The following is a 19,839-nucleotide window of genomic DNA, read 5'->3' on the forward strand; positions in this document are numbered from 1 at the left end:
CGGGGGGGGCAGGGTCTTCATACGCTCATTGAGCGCTACATCTTCCTTTCGATGAGGCGTTGTACACAATCTTCGATGTGACTCGCGGCCATTTGGTACCCGTCAAAGGCGGCAAAGAGAGGGCCCACTATCGTCGCGACGTGTGGTGCTAATGCCGAATGGGGGGTATCTAACGGGATATCAACGAACGATCTGACGGTCTTGGAATTGGATTTCCCCCTACCACCGCCACCGAAGAATCGCATTGGATCTGCCCATTCAACTAACCTTCGGCCATCTAATCCAGACCATTCGAAGGAAAAGCCGGCCTTGTCGTCTTCCGTCCAACCGATTGCCCGAGCTATGTTAATGCCAACTGCCAGTACTTCGGCTACTCGATAGACCATTAGTGTTGGATCGAGGGCCGTTCCAGCCGCGATCTTGTCTGAAAAGTCATCCTGCATGGCGCGCCTGAGGAAGAATTCACCTTCTGGGTTAAAGCGCATAAATTCTAGGTGGTTCGACCAGTGATCTTCAAGCGCATTGATCAAAGTATCCCAGCAGCCGTCCACGACGTAGGGCCGGTCTTGAACTGACATAGACCGCCCGTCGAGCCACACCGGCCAGCCCGTGTATTGAGGGTTGGATCCAGCTACGCTGTTCAAAAACGCCTGGGTCGGGAGGGCGCCTAATTTTTTTGGATCAAGCGCCATACCAACTGCCATAGTGAGGTTGTTCAGTACTAGCAAGCGATCTTCCGTTATTGGCTGTCTTTGCAGCGCGGCTTCGAATGCCTTTTTACCGTTTTCAATTACAGCGTATGCGCGGTCCAATAATTTTTCCTTAGGCAGTAATGTTTGGCCAATTATCGTCGCCAACTTAGCAGTCTCGCTCGTGCCAAGTTGCCGCCGCAGAAATCGTCCAATGTCTGCCTCGCGGTTATCGAAGCAGATTTCTAGAAGTCCCGGAAGGTCTCGAGAATGCATTTTTGCACTGCTCGGAATGCCGTTAGCGCTGAGAGTTCGGAAGTAAATATCACCAGATACCAATAGTGGCTTGTTCCCTGGGCCGGACAATGCGGTCTTAACGCTTGCTGGGATTCTTACGCCTTCTGGCACAACAATAACCGGATGGTCCTGTCCGTCAACGGATCGAACTTCGACAGTCACTTCAAAGGGGTCATGAACGTGTCTAGATACCAATTCTTGAACACGGTCGGGATGGAAAAGGACTTGCTGGGATTCGTCCAAAATATATGGATCAGGCTGTAGTGATGAGTTGTTGAAGCCGATAATTAGAAACCCTCCATTTCGATTTCTGAGCGCGAAAACAGCCTTGATAATTTTTGCCTGTCCCTCTGGAGTACGAGGGTCTATCCAGTTTTTCAACTCGACATTTAGGCTCTCTGCGGGACGTTGCAAGAGAGCGTCGATTCGGTCCGGACTGGCATTCATAAGAATTCTCACAAATCGGTAAAGTAGTTCGTTTTTGGCAAATGCACGACAAATTATAATCGGTTTCAGTTGCCTGCAGACTTCATGCGATCACCCATGTTAGGGGAATGAGGCAGGGGAATATGCGATGGTCGCGCGTGGAAATAGATTGGTGCGATACCTGCCTTCTCGATAAGTGTTTTGGCAAGCAAAAACGGGTGTCTGGCCCGTGCGTGGCTGGTCGCGTGGAGCACAGAGGAAGCGAAGGTCTCGGCGGCACGGAGGGCGTTACGCACAGGATGTTGCAAGAATTAGCCATTCTAAAATGAACCTCAAATCTGCCGGGGGGGCGTGGTTTGTGTAACACTGTCCATAATATAGAGAGAGGAACAAATGGCCGATTTGCTGCAGATTCACAATCCGACCGATGCGACTGGCAGGGCACGATTGGTTTTCATTCACGGCTTAGACGGCGATATCAAGAAAACGTGGATGAGCGACTCCTCCGACCCCACCAAGCTTTGGCCGAAATGGATCGGTGAGGATCTTAACTGTCCGGTATGGGTGCTTGGCTATGGTGCAGCGGCCACGCGTTGGAAGTCTGACTCCATGGCTCTACCTCGGCAAGCTACAGCAGCGCTCGAACGTCTATGCAACGAACCTGCATTGATGGACGGACCGCTTATACTTGTTGGACACAGTTTGGGTGGCCTACTCATCAAGACGGCTCTGCAACATGGCATGTCACGGGAGGTCGAGCGTCATGCAAAGCTTGTACGTAACATCAAGGGCATCGCATTCGTTGGCACGCCCCATTTCGGTTCTCGCTTGGCCACTTTGGCAGCATGGAGCCATCTTGCCAGAGCTAACCCGCAAATGAGTGACTTACGACTTGATAACGCAAACCTGGAAACCCTTAATCAATATTTTCTTAAGCTTCTCGCAGATAGAAAGATCAAAACACGGGTCTTTATTGAAACAGAGCCGGTGAGATTGCGTATATGGGCCTTGGGTCGAATCCTCCCGGGCGTGACCATTGTATCGCCTACGAGCGCTGAGGCGCACATTCCGGGAGAAGTAGGCATTCCCGTTGAGGCGAATCATTTTACAATTTCGAAGCCCTGTGACCGTTCAGCTGCCATACATTCGTCGATGGTGTCTTTTGTTCGCGAAGTCGAGACAGCATCGCTTGAACGTTGGGCATCGGATGTTGCATCGGTTATGCCAAATTCTCAACAAATGGAAGCCATTTCCCCAGACCAAGTGCCGCCTCACAAAGTTCATCTTGCGTTTGCGCGTTGTTATGGCATAAAAGACGCTGATGTTCGAGACCAAGTTTACACCAGCATATGCCTGGTGACGGACGCGCCCGACAGGCTGCGGCAGCAGGTTGAAGGCATTTGCAAGCGGCTAGCGCAAAACCCACTTATAAGCGCAGCTGCAAAAAATCACCTTCGAAACGCCAGTGTAAGAGAATTAGTCCTAAATCCAATTTTAAGCTCTTTAGCTCTTGTTGAATTAGCGACGATGTCCTTTTCGGCTTACTTGTACTTCTGCCCCGAAAGAACATTTAGCGAACTCTCGACGGAGGATTGCACACGCAAACTGATAGTATCGCCTTTAGTTCATAGACTCAGTAAATTGGGCGAGTCATTTGAGCAGGTTCATGTTAATGACTTCGACATATCTCCGTATGTGAAGCAAGCTGCGGCAGAAATTCGAGCGAAGTTTCATCGTGACGTCAACGTACCGGTGTTGGGTGCCCGGAAGTATGCCCCTCTAGAAGAGTTGGCGGCCTTGCTTGCGTTTCTATCAAGTGACCATCTTAGCAGGCTTGGCAGCGAGGAAGCTGCACAACGTTTTGAGGGAATTCGAACGCGCTTGCGATATGCCGAGAATGTGGCAACTGGCGAGAAGCACACGCGCGACTCGAATCCGTTGCCTTAGCCGGATTGTCTCATCGACGGATTAAATCTGATACACATGGGGGGGCTTGTACGCGCAGTAACACCCCTAGTCGCTGGCGCCGAAACTTTTAGACTTGCGAGCCTTAGCCGTCTCCTAATATGAACGTTAATTGCGATATGCATACTCAGTTATAATTCACGCTTTTTCGCTTGGGCAAGGTGGTATTCTCCAGCAATTGTCAGCAATTGTCAGCAGTAGTGAGGCGGTATGGCCGTTGATGGCTGGCGAAATGAGTATCCCGCCATTGTTTCTAGCACGAGTAATGGCGCTTGATTTTTTACTTTTAAAGGATTTCGGATTTATGAAGGTCTTAATTGAACGATTCAAGAGCTTACAGAACGTGCCACTTGAGATCGATGGTCTCACTTTGCTTGTTGGTGGGAACAACGCTGGGAAAAGCTCAGTCCTGCAAGCTATTCAATTTGGTGCTTCAGTAGCTCAAACATCGGCCATGCAAGGCGGTGTTTGGGGCGATGGCCGTTTGGCTACCTCAATCGGCCAAAACGACCTTGTCTACTCCCCCATTAAGGATGTTCTCTCACTTGGGCCGAACGGCAAGCTTCGCGAGCCGGAAGCAGAAGCAATCAACATTACTTATACCGATGGAGAGCTTGAAACAAAAGTAATTGTCCGAAAAGGGCGTAACAAGAATGTTAGTCTTCAGCTGATTGGTCAGCCATTGGGGGTACAACTTCAATCAATTGTCAGTCCATATAGTGCGCTAGTTACGGGTTTGGCGGGTATCCCTTCGGAGGAAGAGTTTGAGACCAAGCTAGTTGTTCGTAAAGCAGCTGCAAAGGGTGACTCGAACGGGGTTTTTCGAAACATTCTCTTGCAATTAAAAGCAGACGAGGGTAAATGGCAGCGATTTCAAGCGCAAATTGGGCGAATCTTTCCTGAATACCAGCTGGATGTTTCTTTCGATGCGGATGCGGACGAAATGATCCAATGTAAAGTTGTTCGAGATGGCGTAACTTATCCGATCGACGCTTGTGGCACCGGTGTTCTACAGGCGATCCAAATATTTTCGTACATTAATCTCTTCGCTCCGAAGATTCTTTTGTTAGACGAACCCGATAGTCATCTTCATCCGAACAATCAGAAACAGTTGGCGAACGAATTAATAAATGCGTCGCACGGTGGCTTGAACATTGTTATCTCTACTCATAGCCGCCATTTAGTCGAAGCATTGTGGGACAACGCCCGCTTGGTTTGGCTTAAAAACGGGGATGTCCAACCGAACGTTGAAGACTATCAAGTCAAGGCGTTGCTGGAAATTGGGGCTCTAAATGTTGGGGAGCGGCTCGGAAATCCACGCTTCATCGTGTTTACAGAAGATGAGGATCACGGAATACTTAAGATTTTTCTTGAGGCAAATGGGGTCGATTTGGACGAGTGCGATATAATTTCTTATTCAGGTTGCACTCAACTTGCAACTGCTGCGGCGCTTATTCGTCAGCTTCGAGTTCGACACAATGATGCGATTTTCATTCTTCATAGGGATAGAGACTTTCTAAGCGAGCCTGCGTTGGATGCGTACCAAGCAAAGTTCGCGGCACTAAATGTACGTTTTTTCATCCCCGCTGGAAACGATTTAGAGTCGTATTTCATGACCGCGGAGCATTTAGCGCAAAGCAGTGCTATCGAGGTGGCAGAGGCTATGTCGATTATTGAAACCGCCTTTGCCGTCCGTCACGATGAGCTAATGAAGAAATACATAAATACACGTTGCAATAACCTTAGGGCTGAGGGGCAGCAACCCAATGCTGGAGATATCGCTGTGGAGTGCGCTCGCCTCATGACCGGCGCGTTTACTCAAGCCATTCATGGAAAGTTGCTTATGAAGGGAGTACGCGACGTCCTCCGAGACCGTGGAATTCCGGATCGAATTTTCTCGATTTCAGAGGCATTGCGCTCGCCAGAGCTTGCTGCACTGCTGGTATAGCATCGCTATTTCGTCCTGTACAGTTAAACTAAGTCACCAGCGGCTAAACGCTGCGCTTGCGGCCAGCGTTGATGCCAATCGGACTGGTAAAATGACGCCTTCTGCAGCAGCCTGACATGCTGAAGTTGCCTCAGGGCTTCCGGCGTTAGGCCGCGTGTGAGCAACCTCCTCAGCCGTAGTCTTCGTCGGTAATGTCTATTATGTATGGAGCTCTCTCGGTAAACGCTCTATCGAGGATATACTGCCAGCGTCGCACCAAGTTCGGTTCGATTGACCATGCGTACCGAAGCATCCCCTGGAGCCAAGCCTCCTTCTTCATCGGATGCTCTTCTCCTATCCTCTCCCAATGGTCGGCTAAGCCATGACGCTCAATGAAATACATTGTCGTACGTAGGTCGTGCTTGAGTTGCTTGGGGAGTCGAGGTCGATTTGGGTCAGCTACCGTCAGCCCTGTGACGTACTGAGTCTTGCCGCGAAACTGGCGGTAACACTTACCATCCCGGAGCGCGAATCCATCTGCCGCCAGTATTTCGCGTACGGCCTCATCACACGGAACACGCTCACCGGAGAACGTCAAATCATCTGCATATCGTGTGTAGTTGCAAGTGTGGGAACGGGCCAGACGCAGAAAAGACTGATCCATGGCGACGCACACCAAGTTTGCCAGAACTGGGCTGCACCGTGTGCCTTGGCGTAGGAATCCATCGATGGTACATGCCTTAGCAATTAGCTCTGCAACTGGAGGTGGACTTCCCTCAGAGATGAGCGCAGTTTTCACTTGTGCTGTGGTGATTGCGTCAAAAAACCCTTTAATGTCAGCATGCAATAAAATGGCTGCGCCGAGGTGATGTTCGGCATTTGTACGCGCGGAATGTTTCTTCCGAAACCCTTGGACATGATCGCCGAAGCACGCACTGTTAGAGACAATCATTGAAATGGATCGATGAAAATCTGAAAGCCGCTTTTCTCGGGCCTGAAATACAACTCTATACTCTCCCTTACGTCGACGGCCTCGCTTAGCCATCTTCACAACATAAAAGTAGTCCTTTTGGATTGTGTTTTTTACAAAACCCAAAATGAAGTCCGGCTCGATACCACAGGCGCGTGCCACATCGTCCAGCGTCGTGAGGTCTTTCAATTTGGCTTTGGTCATGAGAGGCAACGACGAGATGGATAAAGGGAGGCCATGAGGGACGGGTTCGACTCGAACCCACAGAGTTTTCTGTGACCAGTCATCTCACCGTTGCCACTGAAGAGAATAGCAGGGACGACTTTGCGATGCAACATTATTCATCTTTGCACCAGTAATGCTGTGGTCTAATTTCCCAGTATTCCTCGATAGGTGGGAAATCCATCTTATGAGGAGAGCACGTGAATCTAACGTTGTGTCCGGAATTATTTGACCACAGCAAACGATAACTCAGCACGGTTACGGTGCTAGATCAGTCATCGAATATGAAAGGGCGCTGATCTTGACGACCGACACATTCGAACTGCTTATTTGAACGTTGAATTTTGGTTTCCAATCGGGCCACCCCTGTTCCTCGTCGGTACCACTATCGAAGAGCATATAGTTCACCCCGCCCGAATTTTGAACGGATTCAAAGGCGATTCCATCGAATTTTTCGCCGCATTCAAATCGGATGTACTCTGCAAGTGCTTGGGTCATCACATAGTCAGTATCGTGTATCTTCACCGGTCGTCCTAGTTCGACGTGAAGGTGCGAGAGTAGTAAACGAAGAAGATGGCGCTCCTCATGTGACGGATCGAAGAAACTAATAGGCTTGTGGTTAAATTGCCTAGAAAATGCAGTCAGATCAAAAATTATATGGTTCTTCGTGGTGGTGAATTTTCCAACCACGACCTCGTCGCCAATTGAGGGTCTGACCTCTGCGACACACGTCCTTAAGTCCGCTGAAAGATACAGATGTGGTATCCCAGCAGCACTCATCCTGTTGTTCGCTGCTACTTCTTTGGGTAGAGCCCCCAAGTGCTCCGTTGGAAAACTGCAGAAACTCTGCCGTTCTTTGAAATTTCGCGAAACTCGCGCCCGAAAATATTCGCTCCCTTCAGGCACCTTCTTCACGACAGGACGTAGCCCTGGAACGATATGGTCCTCAGCGGACAAAGCTTCGCGCACAATCCCATGGAAAAGCACTTGTGCGCTCTGGTTAAAAAACCTTCGACCGTGTGTAAGTTGGTTAGCAACGGTATGCCAATCTCCAAGCACATACCACCGTTCATGCTCTTCATCATCAAAGGGAGAGCTTTTTCTGCGGTATTCCTGCCCTAATGAGAAGAACTGATCAGATTCATCATCCCCACTTCCTTCAACTTCTAAAAGGCTAGCAACCGATTCTAATGCGGTAACATTATTGCAATAAAGTGCTCGCCTCAGCACATCCACCAAGCTGAGCTCGTAGCCAGGGTAAATTCCGTGGTCGATTTCGAAATAGGTTTCGAGCGTTGTGCGGCAAAGCGATGCAATAGCTCCCGAAATGAAGGCCCGATTCACAGTCTTTCCACATCCAATGCAGGCGCGCAGCACCGATACAGGAACGATCATGTGCTCGATCAAAAAAGGCTCTTGAACACACTCACTGCAGATAATCTCATTGGTATCATCAGCCTCACCAAAAATTCCGCGTAGTGACTTTATTCCCTTGGTCATTCGTATCTCACCGTGAAATCGTTTCATTCAACATAACACAACTGACGTGCTGGAGGAAAATCTTAAACGTAAATTCAGCACCATCTTGAGCTCCGCCCGAAAATTCGGCTGTCTGCTCGGCAGTCGAACGGGTAACAAAATACAACGGCACCATGTTCGCAGGTGGTTTTATCGGCCATGGTTATGCTTGGTGTTCGGAACATTGTTCAAGCACCACGCTTTGGAAACAAGCCAAATGCCGTGGTTCTCTGTCACCGAAATGTGGATAGCAGATACTCCGCGTACGCCTACAAGCCTGCGCCAGAGCCGCGTTTCATCTAGTCCGTTAGTCTCTGCTCGTAAAAAAGACCAACTCGCGGGAGCGTAAATTAATGAAATTTCCTGAGAGTAATTTCCGGGTAGAATTCACCTCTCGGTGATCGGTGCCGTGCGCCGGAGGACGGCCATTTTCAAGGGCACTACGACTGATGCTCTGAAGCCCTGTGGCAGAAATCCAGTCGAGGCAACGTGCAGTGCCGCCCTAAACTAAATTTTCATTTCACATGCCAATAACTCACGAAAACTGGGAAAAATTCTTTCAGGGTACGTTTGCCGAGCACCACGTCTGCAGCTTGTTCTATTTCTACGGGTACGAAGCTCAGAAGGTCTCACCCGACGTCGGTATTGACTGGATGTTAACCAACACCGCGAGGGTCCGATTCAACAATGAAGACCCATTGAATGCGGAGATCCAAGTAAAGAGCACGTTATTAGACCAGACCGGCGCATTTGTAGCTATGGATGCCGACGAGCTTGACTTTTTATGCAAGGGCGAGCACCGGTATTGCGTTTTTGTTCTTTTGTCAAACCTGCGCGGAAGCTCCGATCCTGGATCTTATGAGCGTGGCGACGATCCAGATGCAGTCATCGCAGTGGATCGAGACCTGATGATGCACCGGGAGGCCCGCGCCTCTCTCGGGGGACGGGCTCTCAGACGCCAGGGTCGCCTGTCCATTTACGATTTCAGTGCGGCAGATGTCACTTTATTCTGGCTGCACTCTTCGCAATTGAAGCGGCTGCGAGAAGAGAGCTTGTTGAAGCATATGTCCAACGGCCGGTACGGTTTGCAAATCGACGTGGAAGACGCTAAGGTTTCCGTCGCCGGAATACCTTTGATTTCTGAACTGCACGATCTGACATACATCGTCAGGTACTGCAGAGCAGGCAGCCGCATCCGTCAGGGCCACATGTCGATGTCTGACTACTGACCTCCTTTGAAGCGCGCTTTAGTAAGAGCGCAGTGCCCGGGAGGGGCGAAGGCTGTCCAAGGCTGGGGAGCTTGCTCCGGGTGAACTGCATTTACGTGTCATTTACGACTTTATTTACGACTTTATTATACGAAGTTCCGCTAAATTGAAGTCTGCCAAGGTGTCGATTTACGACTTTAAGGAAATCGTTTGGCGCGGCAATGTCGATTCTTGCCCCGGAACAATTTACGACTATATTTGGCGAGAATAATAAGGAAACTATAATGTTGCGTGTTTAAAAATCTTACTTGATAACTTTTGGCGCGCATGTCGCCACAACCATGAAAGCAGAAATGATAAATTGCTTTGGAGAAGTACAGAACTTGTTCAGGCGTGCCGGCTGCGGCGCCGCACTGTTGGCGCTGTTGAGCGCCTGTGGCGGCGGTTCCGGCGGCGGCACGTCCACGCCTCCGACACCGGTGGCGCCGGTCGAAACGCCGCGCTATCTGCTGGGCGGCACGGTCAGCGGCTTGCTGCCTGGCGCCAGCGTCGTGCTGGCGAACGGCACGGAAAAGCTGACCGTCACGGCCAACGGTCCCTTCAGCTTTGCCGGCAAGCTGGCGGCGGGCACGGCGTATCAAGGCAAGGTCGACAGCGCTTCCGCTGGTCTGGGCTGCAGCATCGCGCAAGGCGCGGCGACCATGGGCAGCGCGGATGTCAGCACCCTGGCCGTGCGTTGCCTGCCCATCTTGCTGGCGGGCGTGCAGGAACAGATCCAGCGTGTCGATGGCATGGTGCGGGATGGCGCGGGCAATTATTACATCGCCGATGCGTCCGCACACGTGATCCACAAGCTCGCCCCTGACGGTCGTCTCAGTATCCATGCTGGCATACCCGGCAAGTCTGGTGCCGCTGACGGGCCTGCCGCCAGCGCGACTTTTTACTTGGGGGGCAGTCTCGCGCTGCTGGCGATCGATGGCAAGGGGAACTTGTATGTGGCCGATAACTGCAATGGACTGGTGCGAAAAATTACGCCCGACGGGGTGGTCAGTACCTTGGCTGGGCAGCGACGCGCCAATTGCAGCGCGACACAGGCCGGGCCGGACGGCGTACCCGGGTATGTTGATGGGACGGGGGGGCAAGCCCAGTTTGGATTGATCACCAGCATGGCAATGGACCGAAATGGAGATTTGCTGCTCGTCGATGACGGGCCGGCTCAGATTCGCAGAGTGACGCCAGACGGCGTGGTCAGTTCCATCAATAAAATGATTGGCGAGTCGGTGGGCCATATGGCAGTTGATGCCAACGGTGTCATTTACTTGAGTAATGGTAGAGGCAACAAGGTCTATCGCCTTGCCAATGGCGTGGCGACCTCGGTCGCGGGAAGTCCAATAACGTCAGGCTATGACGGCAAGGGTACTGATGCCAGTTTCACGCGCGTGCGGGGCATGGTGTTCGAGCGCAGCGGCAATTTGTTGCTGGCCGACCGCGAATCTATCCGCCGCATGACGCCCGATGGTGAAGTGACGACAGTGGTAGGGCGGCACGTGCCTGACGCGACGGGAAAATATGTCGAGTGGAAAAACTTAACGCACATATTGCTCGAAGATTCAGGCAGTATGCTGGTCTATGATTTCACCCTGCAGCGCTTGAGCCGGGTAGATGCCGCGAACAGGATTTCGACTGTGCCTGCCATGGCGGGTGATGCGGGGCAGGTGGACGGCGTGGGCGCTGTGGCCCGCGTGGGTACTCTTAAGGCATCGGCCATGTGCAGCGACCCCAGCGGGAATACTTATCTGCTCGATGCAGCCAACAAGGTGCTGCGCCGGCTGGCGCCAACTGGCAAGCTCGAGGTCTATGCGGGGATTGCCGGTCGCGCCGGCAGCGATGACGGCCCGCGGCTCAGCGCGACCATGCAGAACCCTGCGGCGATCGCTTGCGGCGCGGATGGGGCCGTGTATTTTGCGGACAGGGCGCCGAATTCCTATGCGCTTAATTTGCGCAAGATCACTGGTGATGGGATCATGTCCACGATCGAGCAATTGCCGCATACCAGCGTCAGCGTTCAGCAGTATGCCTTGGCGGTTGACAAGGATGGCTATGTCACGTGGACGGTATCTGGCGGCAATGGGATTCATCGTCGTCCGCCCGGTGGCGTATTTTCCTTGTTTGTGTCCTTTGAGGCGCTCTTGAGTGACATTGCTGATAGTAATCCCGGCTTGCCAAGCATTTTTCCTTACAGCATGGTATTTGATAGCAAGGGGGATATGTATTTTGATGACTACTATCATCAAGTAATATTCAAGGTAAATCGTTCCGGCGCCGTGAGCGTGTTTGCCGGCACCTTGTACTCGACTAAGAATGCCGATGGTGCGCCTGGCGTGGGCAGCCTGTCATTTTCCGGCTTTCCCAGTTTGATCATTGATCAGGCCGACAACCTGTACGTGAGCGGCCAGGATGGCGTACGCAAGATCGATACGGCCGGGGTCATTTCCTCACCGCAAATGGCATGGGGAAATCCCATCGTGGAGGTCCTGGCTTTTGGCAACGGAACCTTGTATGGTTATACCGCCCGCGCCATCATCCAGATGCCGTTGCCTTAAATGGAGCGATGCGTAGACGTGGCTGGCGCATCCGTCAGCCGCGCCTGCAAATCCAGCGCATTGAACAGGGCGGCCCCGGCCGCCGTATTGTCGAAGATGCACCAGCTGTCCACATGCGCTGGTGTGTGCAATTCCGCGGCCAGCGCCGTGAGGTAGTCGGCCAGGTAGTCGGAATAATATATTTTCGGGCTGCCGTGCAGGCGCAGGTAGGCCACGCTGGTCGTCGGTATGTGCGGCCCCGGCTGTCCCGCAGGCGGATCGGCGCGCACGCGCGTGATGCGCTGCATCGTTAACAGCTCGGTTGCGCTTGCCTCGAACCAGCTGGGATGGCGTGCTTCGCACGCGAGCATGCCGTCGAAGCGCTGGCGCAGCGCAAGGAAAAATGCGGCGGCCACGTCCGCCTCGAAACGCAGGCTGGGCGGCAGCTGCACCAGCATGCAGCCCAGTTTATTCCCCAGTTGCATGACTTCTCCCGCAAAGCGTTCCAGTTCGGCTGCACAGTCGCGCAGGCGCCGCTCGTGCGTGATGCTGCGCGGTAATTTCACGCTGAAGCGGAAATGGGCGGGCACGCTGTCGGCCCAGCGCGCGTAAGTGGCGCTCTGGTGCTGGCGGTAGAACGAGCTGTTGATTTCCACGCAGGGCAAGACCTGGGCATAGCGCTGCAGATGGCTGCCATCGAGGGGGAAGTGGCTGGCGGCGGCGCTGGACAGGCTCCAGCCGGCCGTGCCGATGTAAACAGTGTGCATGGCGCCATTACAGCAGGGCCAGGCGGGCGCGGCTATCGGACAAACGCCCGTGCGGCAGTCGGCGCAAGCCTAGTCGATGATGTCGCCGTTCAGGTCGTGGCGCGTGACGTTGCCGCGCGCATCGATGGCGATCCAGCCGCCGCGCGGCTGTTGTGGCGGCGTCACGTCGCATTCCCAGTCGGGCAAGACATAGCGCAAGGTAGCGTCGACTTTATGCAGGGCAGGGCGGTGCGTGTGGCCGTGGATCATGACGGTGCTCGCGTGTTCGGCAAATACTTGCGCGACAGCATCGGGCGTGACATCCATGATGTCCATGGATTTTTCGCCATTATGCTGGCGGCTGCTCTGACGCAAACCGTCGATGATGGCCTTGCGCTGCGCCAGCGGCATGGAGAGGAACTGTTTTTGCCAGGCGGGCTGGCGCACCATGGCGCGAAACTCCATGTAGCTGACGTCTTTCGTGCATTCGGCGTCGCCATGCAGCAGGACGATGCGCTGGCCGGCAATCGTGGCCACGTGCGGTTCGCTGAGCAGGGTAGCGCCGGCGGCGGCGGCAAAGCCGGAGCCGACGAGGAAGTCGCGGTTGCCGGCGATCCAGTACACATGCACGCCCGCATCGCTGACGGCGCGGATGGCGGCCGTCATGCGCGCATTGAACGGGTCTTCCAGGTCATCGTCGCCGGCCCAGTATTCGAACAGGTCGCCTAATAGATACAGCGCCTGCGCATATTGCGCATGGTGTTCCAGGAAAGAAAGAAACGCCGCACTGGTGCGCGGGTGCGAGCTCTGCAGATGCAGGTCGGAAATAAAGAGTGCGGCAGGCATTGTCATCGTTCAACGCTCCCAAAAAGTGAAGTGCATGGAGAGGCGCAAACGCTGCAATGCCTGTTATTCATGGTGCAGTGGCCGAATTAAACTGCTTCGACTTTTTCGATGATGACATCGGTGACTGGCACGTCGGCGAACATGCCGGCGCGCGAGGTTTTCACGGCGCGGATGGCGTCGACGACTTCCTTGCCGTCGGTGACTTTACCGAACACGGCGTAGCCCCAGCCGTCCTGGCCTGGATAGTCGAGGAAGCTGTTGTTCTTGATGTTGATGAAGAACTGGGCCGATGCCGAATGCGGATCCGACGTGCGGGCCATGGCCAGCGTGTAGGTATCGTTTTTCAAGCCGTTCTTGGCTTCGTTTTCCACGGTGGTGTCGGCAGGCTTTTGTTTCATGCCTGGCTCGAAACCGCCGCCCTGGATCATGAAACCGTCGATGACGCGGTGGAAAATCGTGTTGTCGTAGTGACCGGCTTTCATGTAGGCCAGAAAGTTGGCAACCGTTTTCGGCGCTTTCTCGGCGTCCAGTTCAGCGGTGATCTTGCCCAGATTGGTGGTGATGATGACGGAGGTCATGATAATCCTTAATAAATTGGATGAATAATTGATTCAGTGGCGCCAGCCAGGCGGGCGCCGCAAAAACGCTATTTTACAGTTTTGCGGGCACGGACTTGAGTAAAGTCGCCGATTCGATCACCACGGGGGTGACCGGCACGTTCTGGTGCGGGCCCTTGTCGGCTACCGGCACGGCCTTGATCTTGTCGACCACGTCCATGCCGCTGACGACTTTGCCGAACACCGTGTAGCCGAAGCCGTCGCGGCCAGGGTAGTCGAGCGCGCCATTGTCGTTGACGTTGATGAAGAATTGCGCGGTGGCCGAATGCGGGTCGCCCGTGCGCGCCATGGCGATGCTGTAGGTGACGTTTTGCAAGCCGTTTTGCGCTTCATTCTTGATCGGCGCCTTGGTGGCTTTCTGTTTCATGTTCTTGTCGAAGCCGCCGCCCTGTATCATGAAGCCGTCGATGACGCGGTGAAATACGGTGCCCTTGTAATAACCGCTGTTGACGTACTGCAGGAAGTTGGCCACGCTTTTCGGTGCTTTTTCCTGGTCCAGTTCCAGCACGATCTCGCCCATGCTGGTTTTCAGGGCCACGTGCGGCGTTGGGTCGAGAGCGGTCGCCGGAGCGGCTGCCACGACGGCGCTGCCCAGGGTCAGGCCGGCAAACAGGGTGCAAAAGCGGGCCAGGAAAGACAGGCGTTTCGATTTGATTTCTTGCATGAAGGCGTCCTTGATCGTTATTTTTCTTTAAACTTGCGTTGTTGCCAAAAGAAGTGAGTTTCGGTTGAACATCGTAAAAACCTGATTCATATCGGGCCAGTATGGTTTTTATCAATGTTATACTTGACCGCTAACGCCCTAATTCTAACAAACAAGAACAACAATATAGCGGGTCGTACAGTCTCGGCGCACACGGCAGTTCAGTGGCGCGGCACCCCTGGTGTCCGCGCCTGTCTGTCGTTTTGCCAGGCTGGCGGCCGCTCCACTTGCAAAGCACGATGAGCAATCTAAAGATTTACAACACCCTGGCTCGCGAAAAGCAGGTATTCGTCCCGATGGAAGCAGGCAAGGTACGCATGTACGTTTGCGGCATGACCATCTACGATTATTGCCATATCGGCCATGCGCGCATGATGATGGCGTTCGACGTCATCTACCGGTGGCTGAAGGCGTCCGGTTTCGATGTCACCTATGTGCGCAACATTACGGACATCGACGACAAGATCATCCGCCGCGCCGTGGAAAACGGCGAGACGATTTCCCAGCTGACGACGCGTTTCACCCGGTACATGGATGAAGACACGGCCGCGCTGGGCATCCTGACGCCCGACCACACGCCGCGCGCCACCGAATACGTGCCGCAGATGCTGCGCCTGATCGAACAGCTGGAAGCCAAGGATCTGGCTTACCAGGGCGCGGATGGCGACGTCAATTACGCCGTGCGCAACTTCCCCCACTACGGCAAGCTGTCGGGCAAGTCGCTCGACGACCTGCGCGCGGGCGAGCGCGTCGACGTGAGCACGGGCAAGCGCGATCCGCTCGACTTCGTGCTGTGGAAGTCGTCGAAGGAGTCGGAGCCGGAAGAAGTGAAATGGGATTCGAAGTGGGGCAAGGGCCGTCCGGGCTGGCATATCGAGTGCTCGGCCATGTCCTGCGCCTTGCTCGGTGAACAGTTCGATATCCATGGCGGCGGCGCGGATTTGCAATTCCCGCACCACGAAAACGAGATCGCCCAATCCGAAGGCGCGTTCGGCCATACCAGCGTGAATTACTGGATACATAACGGTTTCGTGCGCCTGGATAATGAAAAAATGTCCAAGTCGCTCGGCAACTTCTTCACCATCCGCGAAGTGCTGCAAAAGTTCGATGCCGAAGTGATCCGCTTCTTCATCCTGCGCGCGCACTATCGCAGCCCCCTGAATTACTCGGACGTGCATCTCGATGACGCGCGCCTGTCCCTGACCCGCTTGTACACGGCGCTGGCCGACGTGGCGGTGGAAGAGGGCGCCATCGACTGGAGCGAAGCGCATGCCGTGCGCGTGCGCGAAGCCATGGACGACGATTTCAACACGCCGCTGGCCGTGGCCGCCCTGTTCGACCTGGCAACGGAAGTTAACAAGAGCAAGTCGCCAGCGCTGGCGCGTCAACTGAAGGGCCTGGCAGGCGTATTCGGCTTGCTCGAACGCACGCCGCAGCAATTCCTGCAAGCGACCGTCGGCGCTGCCGCCGGTGGACAGGACGAGGCGGCCGGCATCGAAGCGGCCATCGCGGCGCGCATCGCGGCGAAAAAGGCGCGCGACTTTGCCCAGTCCGACAAGATCCGTGCCGAGCTGCTGGCGGCGGGCATCATTCTTGAAGACAAGCCTGACGGCTCGACCAACTGGCGCCGCGCATGATGCCAACGTCCAGGGAAAACGGGGAAGCGCCCAAGGTGACGGAATTGGCGCAAGTGATCCAGGTGCCGCACTACTGGGAAGAGGCGAAGATCGAGCTGATGAAGCGCGACCGCATCATGAAAAAGCTTATCCCGCAATTTGGCGACCTGCACCTGGTCGGCCATAGCGACCCGTTTACCACCCTGGCCCGTTCGCTGGTGGGACAGCAGATCACGCCCAAGGCGGCGGATGCTGCCTGGAAAAAGCTGTTGCTGGCTTGCCCGAAATGCACGCCCTCGCAAGTGTTGAAGGCGGGCGCCGAGCAGCTGTCCGCCTGTGGCTTGTCCAAACGCAAGACCGAATACATCCTCGACCTGGCCGACCATTTCAAGGCCAAACGCGTGCACGCGAGCCAGTGGGACCAGATGGATGACGAAGCCGTCATCGCCGAACTGGTGCAGATCCGCGGCATCGGCCGCTGGACAGCCGAGATGTTTCTGATATTTAATCTGCTCCGGCCGAATGTCTTGCCGCTCGACGACCCCGGTTTGATCCAGGGCATCAGCGTCAATTATTTCTCCGGCGAACCAGTTTCCCGCAGCGATGCACGCGAGGTTTCCGCCAATTGGGAACCGTGGCGCACCGTGGCGACGTGGTATTTGTGGCGCAGTCTCGACCCTGCAGCCGCCCCTGCCGCATCCGATACAGCCCCCGGCGCACCAGCCGGTACGGTAAAATAAACATAGATGACGCCGCGCGCCCTGGCGCCGTGGCCGGTAAAACCTGGAGGTACAATGACTAAAACGACTTTCCTCAATTTTGAACAGCCGATCGCGGAACTCGATTCCAAGATCGAAGAGTTGCGCTTCGTGCAAGACGATTCGGCCGTCGACATCTCGGAAGAGATCGACCGCCTGGCCAAGAAGAGCCAGCAGCTGACCAAAGATATCTACGCCAAACTGACGCCTTGGCAAGTGGCGCAGATCGCGCGCCACCCGCAGCGCCCCTACACCATGGATTACGTGAATGAAATCTTTACTGATTTCCACGAATTGCATGGCGACCGCAGCTACGCGGACGATCTGTCCGTCGTCGGCGGCCTGGCCCGCTTCAACGGCCAGCCGTGCATGGTCATCGGCCACCAGAAGGGCCGCGACACGAAAGAGCGCGCCATGCGCAATTTCGGCATGCCGAAACCGGAAGGCTACCGCAAGGCCATGCGCCTGATGAAAGTGGCTGAAAAGTTCAACTTGCCCATCTTCACCTTCGTCGACACGCCGGGCGCCTTCCCCGGCATCGACGCGGAAGAGCGCGGCCAGTCGGAAGCCATCGGCCACAACCTGTACGTGATGGCTGAACTCAAAGTGCCGCTGATCGCCACCATCATCGGTGAAGGCGGTTCCGGCGGTGCGCTGGCCATCGCCGTGGGCGATGCCGTGCTGATGCTGCAATACTCGACCTATGCCGTGATCTCGCCGGAAGGCTGTGCCTCGATCCTGTGGAAGAGCGCCGAGCGCGCCTCCGACGCGGCCGAAGCGCTGGGCCTGACGGCGCACCGCCTGAAAGCCATGGGCCTGATCGACAAGATCATCAACGAACCGCTGGGCGGCGCCCACCGCGATCCGAAACAGATGGCCACCTTGCTGAAACGCGCACTGGCCGACACCCTGCGCCAGTTCCAGGGCATGAAAACCAAGGACCTGCTGGCCGCGCGCCATGAAAAACTGCTGAGCTATGGCAAGTTCAAGGAAACCACGCCGAGCGAGTAATCCATCGCCGGTCGGCGTAGGTCGGCTTAGCGCAGCGTAAGCCGACAAGACGTAAGCCGACAAGATAGTAAAACACCAGGGACAGTCCGCTAAACGACACCATCCGTTTAGCCGCCTGTCCCTCTTTGCATTCCCGGAGTCCACATTGAAAAAGCAACAAACCGCCACCGTCGCCGATATCTTTGCCAGCGCGCTGGAAACCTGCGGACCGCAAGCCGGCGAGACGGTCGGCATCGCCCTGAGCGGCGGTCTCGATTCCTCGGCCCTGCTGCACCTGGCGCATGCCTGGGCGCAAGAGCATGGCGTGGCCTTGCACGCGTTCCACGTGCACCACGGCCTGAGCCCGAATGCGGATGCCTGGCTGGCCCACTGCGGGCAATTGTGCGCCGGCATGGGCATCGCTTTCGAAGCGCGCAAGGTCACCTTGGAAAAGAATGCGAAAACGGGCACGGAAGAGGCGGCCCGCAAGCGCCGGTATGCGGCCCTGGGCCAGTTGTGCGCCACGCATGGCGTGCGCCTGCTGCTGACGGCCCACCACCAGGATGACCAGGCTGAAACCGTGCTGCTGCAATTGCTGCGCGGCTCCGGCACGGCGGGCTTGTCCGGCATGGATGGCGCCAACAGCGCGCCCGAGCTGCTGGGCAACCCGGACCTGGTGATGGCGCGCCCGCTGTTGCCCGTGTCGCGCAGGCAACTGGAGGCGTATGTGGCGAAGCATGCGATCGCGCACATCCACGATGAATCGAACGACGACCCCCGTTTTGCCCGCAATGCCTTGCGGCACCAGGTGATGCCTGTGCTGGCGCAGGCCTTTCCCGGCTTCCAGGAGCGCTTCGCCCGCAGCGCCCAGCACGCGCAATCGGCGCAGCGCCTGTTGACGGAACTGGCGACCCAGGATTTGGCAGCGTGCCTCGATGGCGATTGCATCGAACTGGCGAAATTGCGCGCGCTGAGTGCGGACCGCTGCTACAACCTGCTGCGCCACTGGTTCGGCACGCGCGGCTTGCGCATGCCGTCGACGGCGTGGCTGGCGGAAATGCTGGCGCAGCTGCTGGAAGCGCGGCCCGATGCGCAATTGCTGGTCACGCATCCCGAATGCCATGTGCGGCGCCACCGCGACCGTTTATACCTGACGCCGAAGCTCGATGACCTGGCCGGCATGCGCGAGCGTGACGATGCGGGCATTCCCGGCCTGGAAAAAGCCAGCCAGCAATTTACCTGGCAAGGCGAAGCGAGCCTGGCCTTTCCCGCGTATGGCGGCGTGCTGCATTTCGATGCGGTGGAAGAGGGCGGCCAGGGCATTGATATTGCCTGGCTGCAAGCACAGACCTTGACCATCGATTTCCGCCAGGGCGGCGAGCGATTGAAACTGGCCTTGAACCGTCCCACCAAGAGCTTGAAATACCACTACCAGGCGTTTGACGTGCCCGCCTGGGAGCGCGAACGCCTGCCCCTTGTCTGTGCGGCGCAACAATTGCTGTACGCGGCTGGTATTGGCCTCGATTGCCATTGCCTGAGCCTGCTGGATCGTCCCCGCGTCGCCTTGCGCTGGCTCTCCTGCTGAGCGTAAGGGCAGCCGCCACGGCCACTCCCGGGGTAGCCGCCAAGCGGCTGTTCAAGCCAGCTGGACTGTATGGATTGGTTATTTCCATATGCGCAATCGGTATGAGCTAATGCGCTTTTTAGCTTGTTATTTTGCATTGCGGCATGTAGAGTAAAGCCCTCCTTTTTTATTCTT

General features: G+C 55.4%; 15 protein-coding genes. 8 read left to right on the forward strand and 7 right to left on the reverse strand.

Features of this window, described 5'->3' with window-relative positions:
- Positions 1-35: 35 nt before the first annotated feature.
- Entirely contained in the window at positions 36-1,433 is a 1,398-nt protein-coding gene (locus CSQ91_RS28480; protein WP_143450923.1) for an AlbA family DNA-binding domain-containing protein, read from the reverse strand.
- 372 nt (positions 1,434-1,805) lie between these two features.
- On the opposite strand from CSQ91_RS28480, the gene CSQ91_RS28485 reads away from it, so the two are divergent.
- Complete coding sequence (locus CSQ91_RS28485; RefSeq protein WP_143450924.1) at positions 1,806-3,359, forward strand: esterase/lipase family protein; 1,554 nt, start codon at positions 1,806-1,808, stop codon at positions 3,357-3,359.
- A gap of 250 nt (positions 3,360-3,609) precedes the next feature.
- Positions 3,610-5,325, forward strand: a complete 1,716-nt coding sequence (locus CSQ91_RS02280) for an ATP-dependent nuclease (RefSeq protein ID WP_180278317.1) — start codon at positions 3,610-3,612, stop codon at positions 5,323-5,325.
- Between the two features lie 169 nt (positions 5,326-5,494).
- Here CSQ91_RS02280 and CSQ91_RS02285 read toward each other — a convergent pair whose 3' ends face one another.
- Entirely contained in the window at positions 5,495-6,478 is a 984-nt protein-coding gene (locus tag CSQ91_RS02285) for a reverse transcriptase family protein (RefSeq protein ID WP_099387255.1), read from the reverse strand.
- Positions 6,479-6,754: 276 nt separating this feature from the next.
- A complete protein-coding gene (locus CSQ91_RS02290; RefSeq protein WP_180278318.1) occupies positions 6,755-7,996 on the reverse strand; it encodes an RES family NAD+ phosphorylase in 1,242 nt (413 codons plus the stop codon).
- A 542-nt stretch (positions 7,997-8,538) separates the two neighbouring features.
- Here CSQ91_RS02290 and CSQ91_RS02295 point away from each other — a divergent pair.
- Positions 8,539-9,243, forward strand: a complete 705-nt coding sequence (locus tag CSQ91_RS02295) for a hypothetical protein (protein ID WP_099387257.1) — start codon at positions 8,539-8,541, stop codon at positions 9,241-9,243.
- A 320-nt stretch (positions 9,244-9,563) separates the two neighbouring features.
- Positions 9,564-11,825, forward strand: a complete 2,262-nt coding sequence (locus CSQ91_RS02300; protein ID WP_143450925.1) for a hypothetical protein — start codon at positions 9,564-9,566, stop codon at positions 11,823-11,825.
- Here CSQ91_RS02300 and CSQ91_RS02305 read toward each other — a convergent pair.
- From CSQ91_RS02305 to CSQ91_RS02320, 4 genes are all read right to left on the reverse strand, one after another.
- On the reverse strand, positions 11,822-12,571 hold the full coding sequence (locus tag CSQ91_RS02305; protein WP_099387259.1) for a DUF72 domain-containing protein: 750 nt from the start codon (positions 12,569-12,571) through the stop codon (positions 11,822-11,824). The two genes, CSQ91_RS02300 and CSQ91_RS02305, sit on opposite strands and share 4 nt — an antisense overlap.
- A gap of 69 nt (positions 12,572-12,640) precedes the next feature.
- Complete coding sequence (locus CSQ91_RS02310; protein ID WP_099387260.1) at positions 12,641-13,396, reverse strand: UDP-2,3-diacylglucosamine diphosphatase; 756 nt, start codon at positions 13,394-13,396, stop codon at positions 12,641-12,643.
- An 86-nt stretch (positions 13,397-13,482) separates the two neighbouring features.
- Positions 13,483-13,974, reverse strand: a complete 492-nt coding sequence (locus tag CSQ91_RS02315; RefSeq protein ID WP_092610294.1) for a peptidylprolyl isomerase — start codon at positions 13,972-13,974, stop codon at positions 13,483-13,485.
- Between the two features lie 73 nt (positions 13,975-14,047).
- Entirely contained in the window at positions 14,048-14,677 is a 630-nt protein-coding gene (locus CSQ91_RS02320; protein ID WP_180278319.1) for a peptidylprolyl isomerase, read from the reverse strand.
- Between the two features lie 278 nt (positions 14,678-14,955).
- Here CSQ91_RS02320 and cysS point away from each other — a divergent pair, with 278 nt between their 5' ends.
- From cysS to tilS, 4 genes are all read left to right on the forward strand, one after another.
- Positions 14,956-16,353: a cysteine--tRNA ligase gene (cysS, locus tag CSQ91_RS02325; protein WP_099387261.1), complete on the forward strand. Its 1,398-nt coding sequence runs from the start codon at positions 14,956-14,958 to the stop codon at positions 16,351-16,353.
- Positions 16,353-17,072, forward strand: a complete 720-nt coding sequence (locus CSQ91_RS02330) for a DNA-3-methyladenine glycosylase family protein (RefSeq protein ID WP_070279786.1) — start codon at positions 16,353-16,355, stop codon at positions 17,070-17,072. The genes cysS and CSQ91_RS02330 overlap by 1 nt, the downstream gene beginning before the upstream one ends.
- A gap of 54 nt (positions 17,073-17,126) precedes the next feature.
- Positions 17,127-18,101, forward strand: coding sequence for an acetyl-CoA carboxylase carboxyltransferase subunit alpha (locus CSQ91_RS02335; protein ID WP_034784047.1), 975 nt, complete (start codon positions 17,127-17,129; stop codon positions 18,099-18,101).
- 145 nt (positions 18,102-18,246) lie between these two features.
- Positions 18,247-19,665 carry a tRNA lysidine(34) synthetase TilS gene (gene tilS, locus CSQ91_RS02340; RefSeq protein WP_099387262.1) on the forward strand — a complete coding sequence of 473 codons (1,419 nt, stop codon included), beginning with the start codon at positions 18,247-18,249 and terminating at the stop codon, positions 19,663-19,665.
- The last annotated feature ends 174 nt before the right edge of the window (positions 19,666-19,839 follow it).

The sequence above is a fragment of the Janthinobacterium sp. BJB301 genome (assembly GCF_002735685.1).
Taxonomy (GTDB): Bacteria; Pseudomonadota; Gammaproteobacteria; order Burkholderiales; family Burkholderiaceae_D; genus Janthinobacterium; species Janthinobacterium lividum.

What these genes read in the sequence shown, in the direction of transcription:
- CSQ91_RS02280 (WP_180278317.1), top strand. Translation starts at nt 3,610, where the DNA reads ATGAGTATCCCGCCATTGTTTCTAGCACGAGTAATGGCGCTTGATTTT.
- CSQ91_RS02315 (WP_092610294.1), bottom strand. Translation starts at nt 13,974, where the DNA reads ATGACCTCCGTCATCATCACCACCAATCTGGGCAAGATCACCGCTGAA.
- CSQ91_RS02290 (WP_180278318.1), bottom strand. Translation starts at nt 7,996, where the DNA reads ATGACCAAGGGAATAAAGTCACTACGCGGAATTTTTGGTGAGGCTGAT.
- CSQ91_RS02310 (WP_099387260.1), bottom strand. Translation starts at nt 13,396, where the DNA reads ATGCCTGCCGCACTCTTTATTTCCGACCTGCATCTGCAGAGCTCGCAC.
- CSQ91_RS02320 (WP_180278319.1), bottom strand. Translation starts at nt 14,677, where the DNA reads ATGCAAGAAATCAAATCGAAACGCCTGTCTTTCCTGGCCCGCTTTTGC.
- CSQ91_RS02335 (WP_034784047.1), top strand. Translation starts at nt 17,127, where the DNA reads ATGACTAAAACGACTTTCCTCAATTTTGAACAGCCGATCGCGGAACTC.
- CSQ91_RS02305 (WP_099387259.1), bottom strand. Translation starts at nt 12,571, where the DNA reads ATGCACACTGTTTACATCGGCACGGCCGGCTGGAGCCTGTCCAGCGCC.
- cysS (WP_099387261.1), top strand. Translation starts at nt 14,956, where the DNA reads ATGAGCAATCTAAAGATTTACAACACCCTGGCTCGCGAAAAGCAGGTA.
- CSQ91_RS28485 (WP_143450924.1), top strand. Translation starts at nt 1,806, where the DNA reads ATGGCCGATTTGCTGCAGATTCACAATCCGACCGATGCGACTGGCAGG.
- CSQ91_RS02330 (WP_070279786.1), top strand. Translation starts at nt 16,353, where the DNA reads ATGCCAACGTCCAGGGAAAACGGGGAAGCGCCCAAGGTGACGGAATTG.
- CSQ91_RS28480 (WP_143450923.1), bottom strand. Translation starts at nt 1,433, where the DNA reads ATGAATGCCAGTCCGGACCGAATCGACGCTCTCTTGCAACGTCCCGCA.
- CSQ91_RS02300 (WP_143450925.1), top strand. Translation starts at nt 9,564, where the DNA reads ATGAAAGCAGAAATGATAAATTGCTTTGGAGAAGTACAGAACTTGTTC.
- CSQ91_RS02285 (WP_099387255.1), bottom strand. Translation starts at nt 6,478, where the DNA reads ATGACCAAAGCCAAATTGAAAGACCTCACGACGCTGGACGATGTGGCA.
- CSQ91_RS02295 (WP_099387257.1), top strand. Translation starts at nt 8,539, where the DNA reads ATGCCAATAACTCACGAAAACTGGGAAAAATTCTTTCAGGGTACGTTT.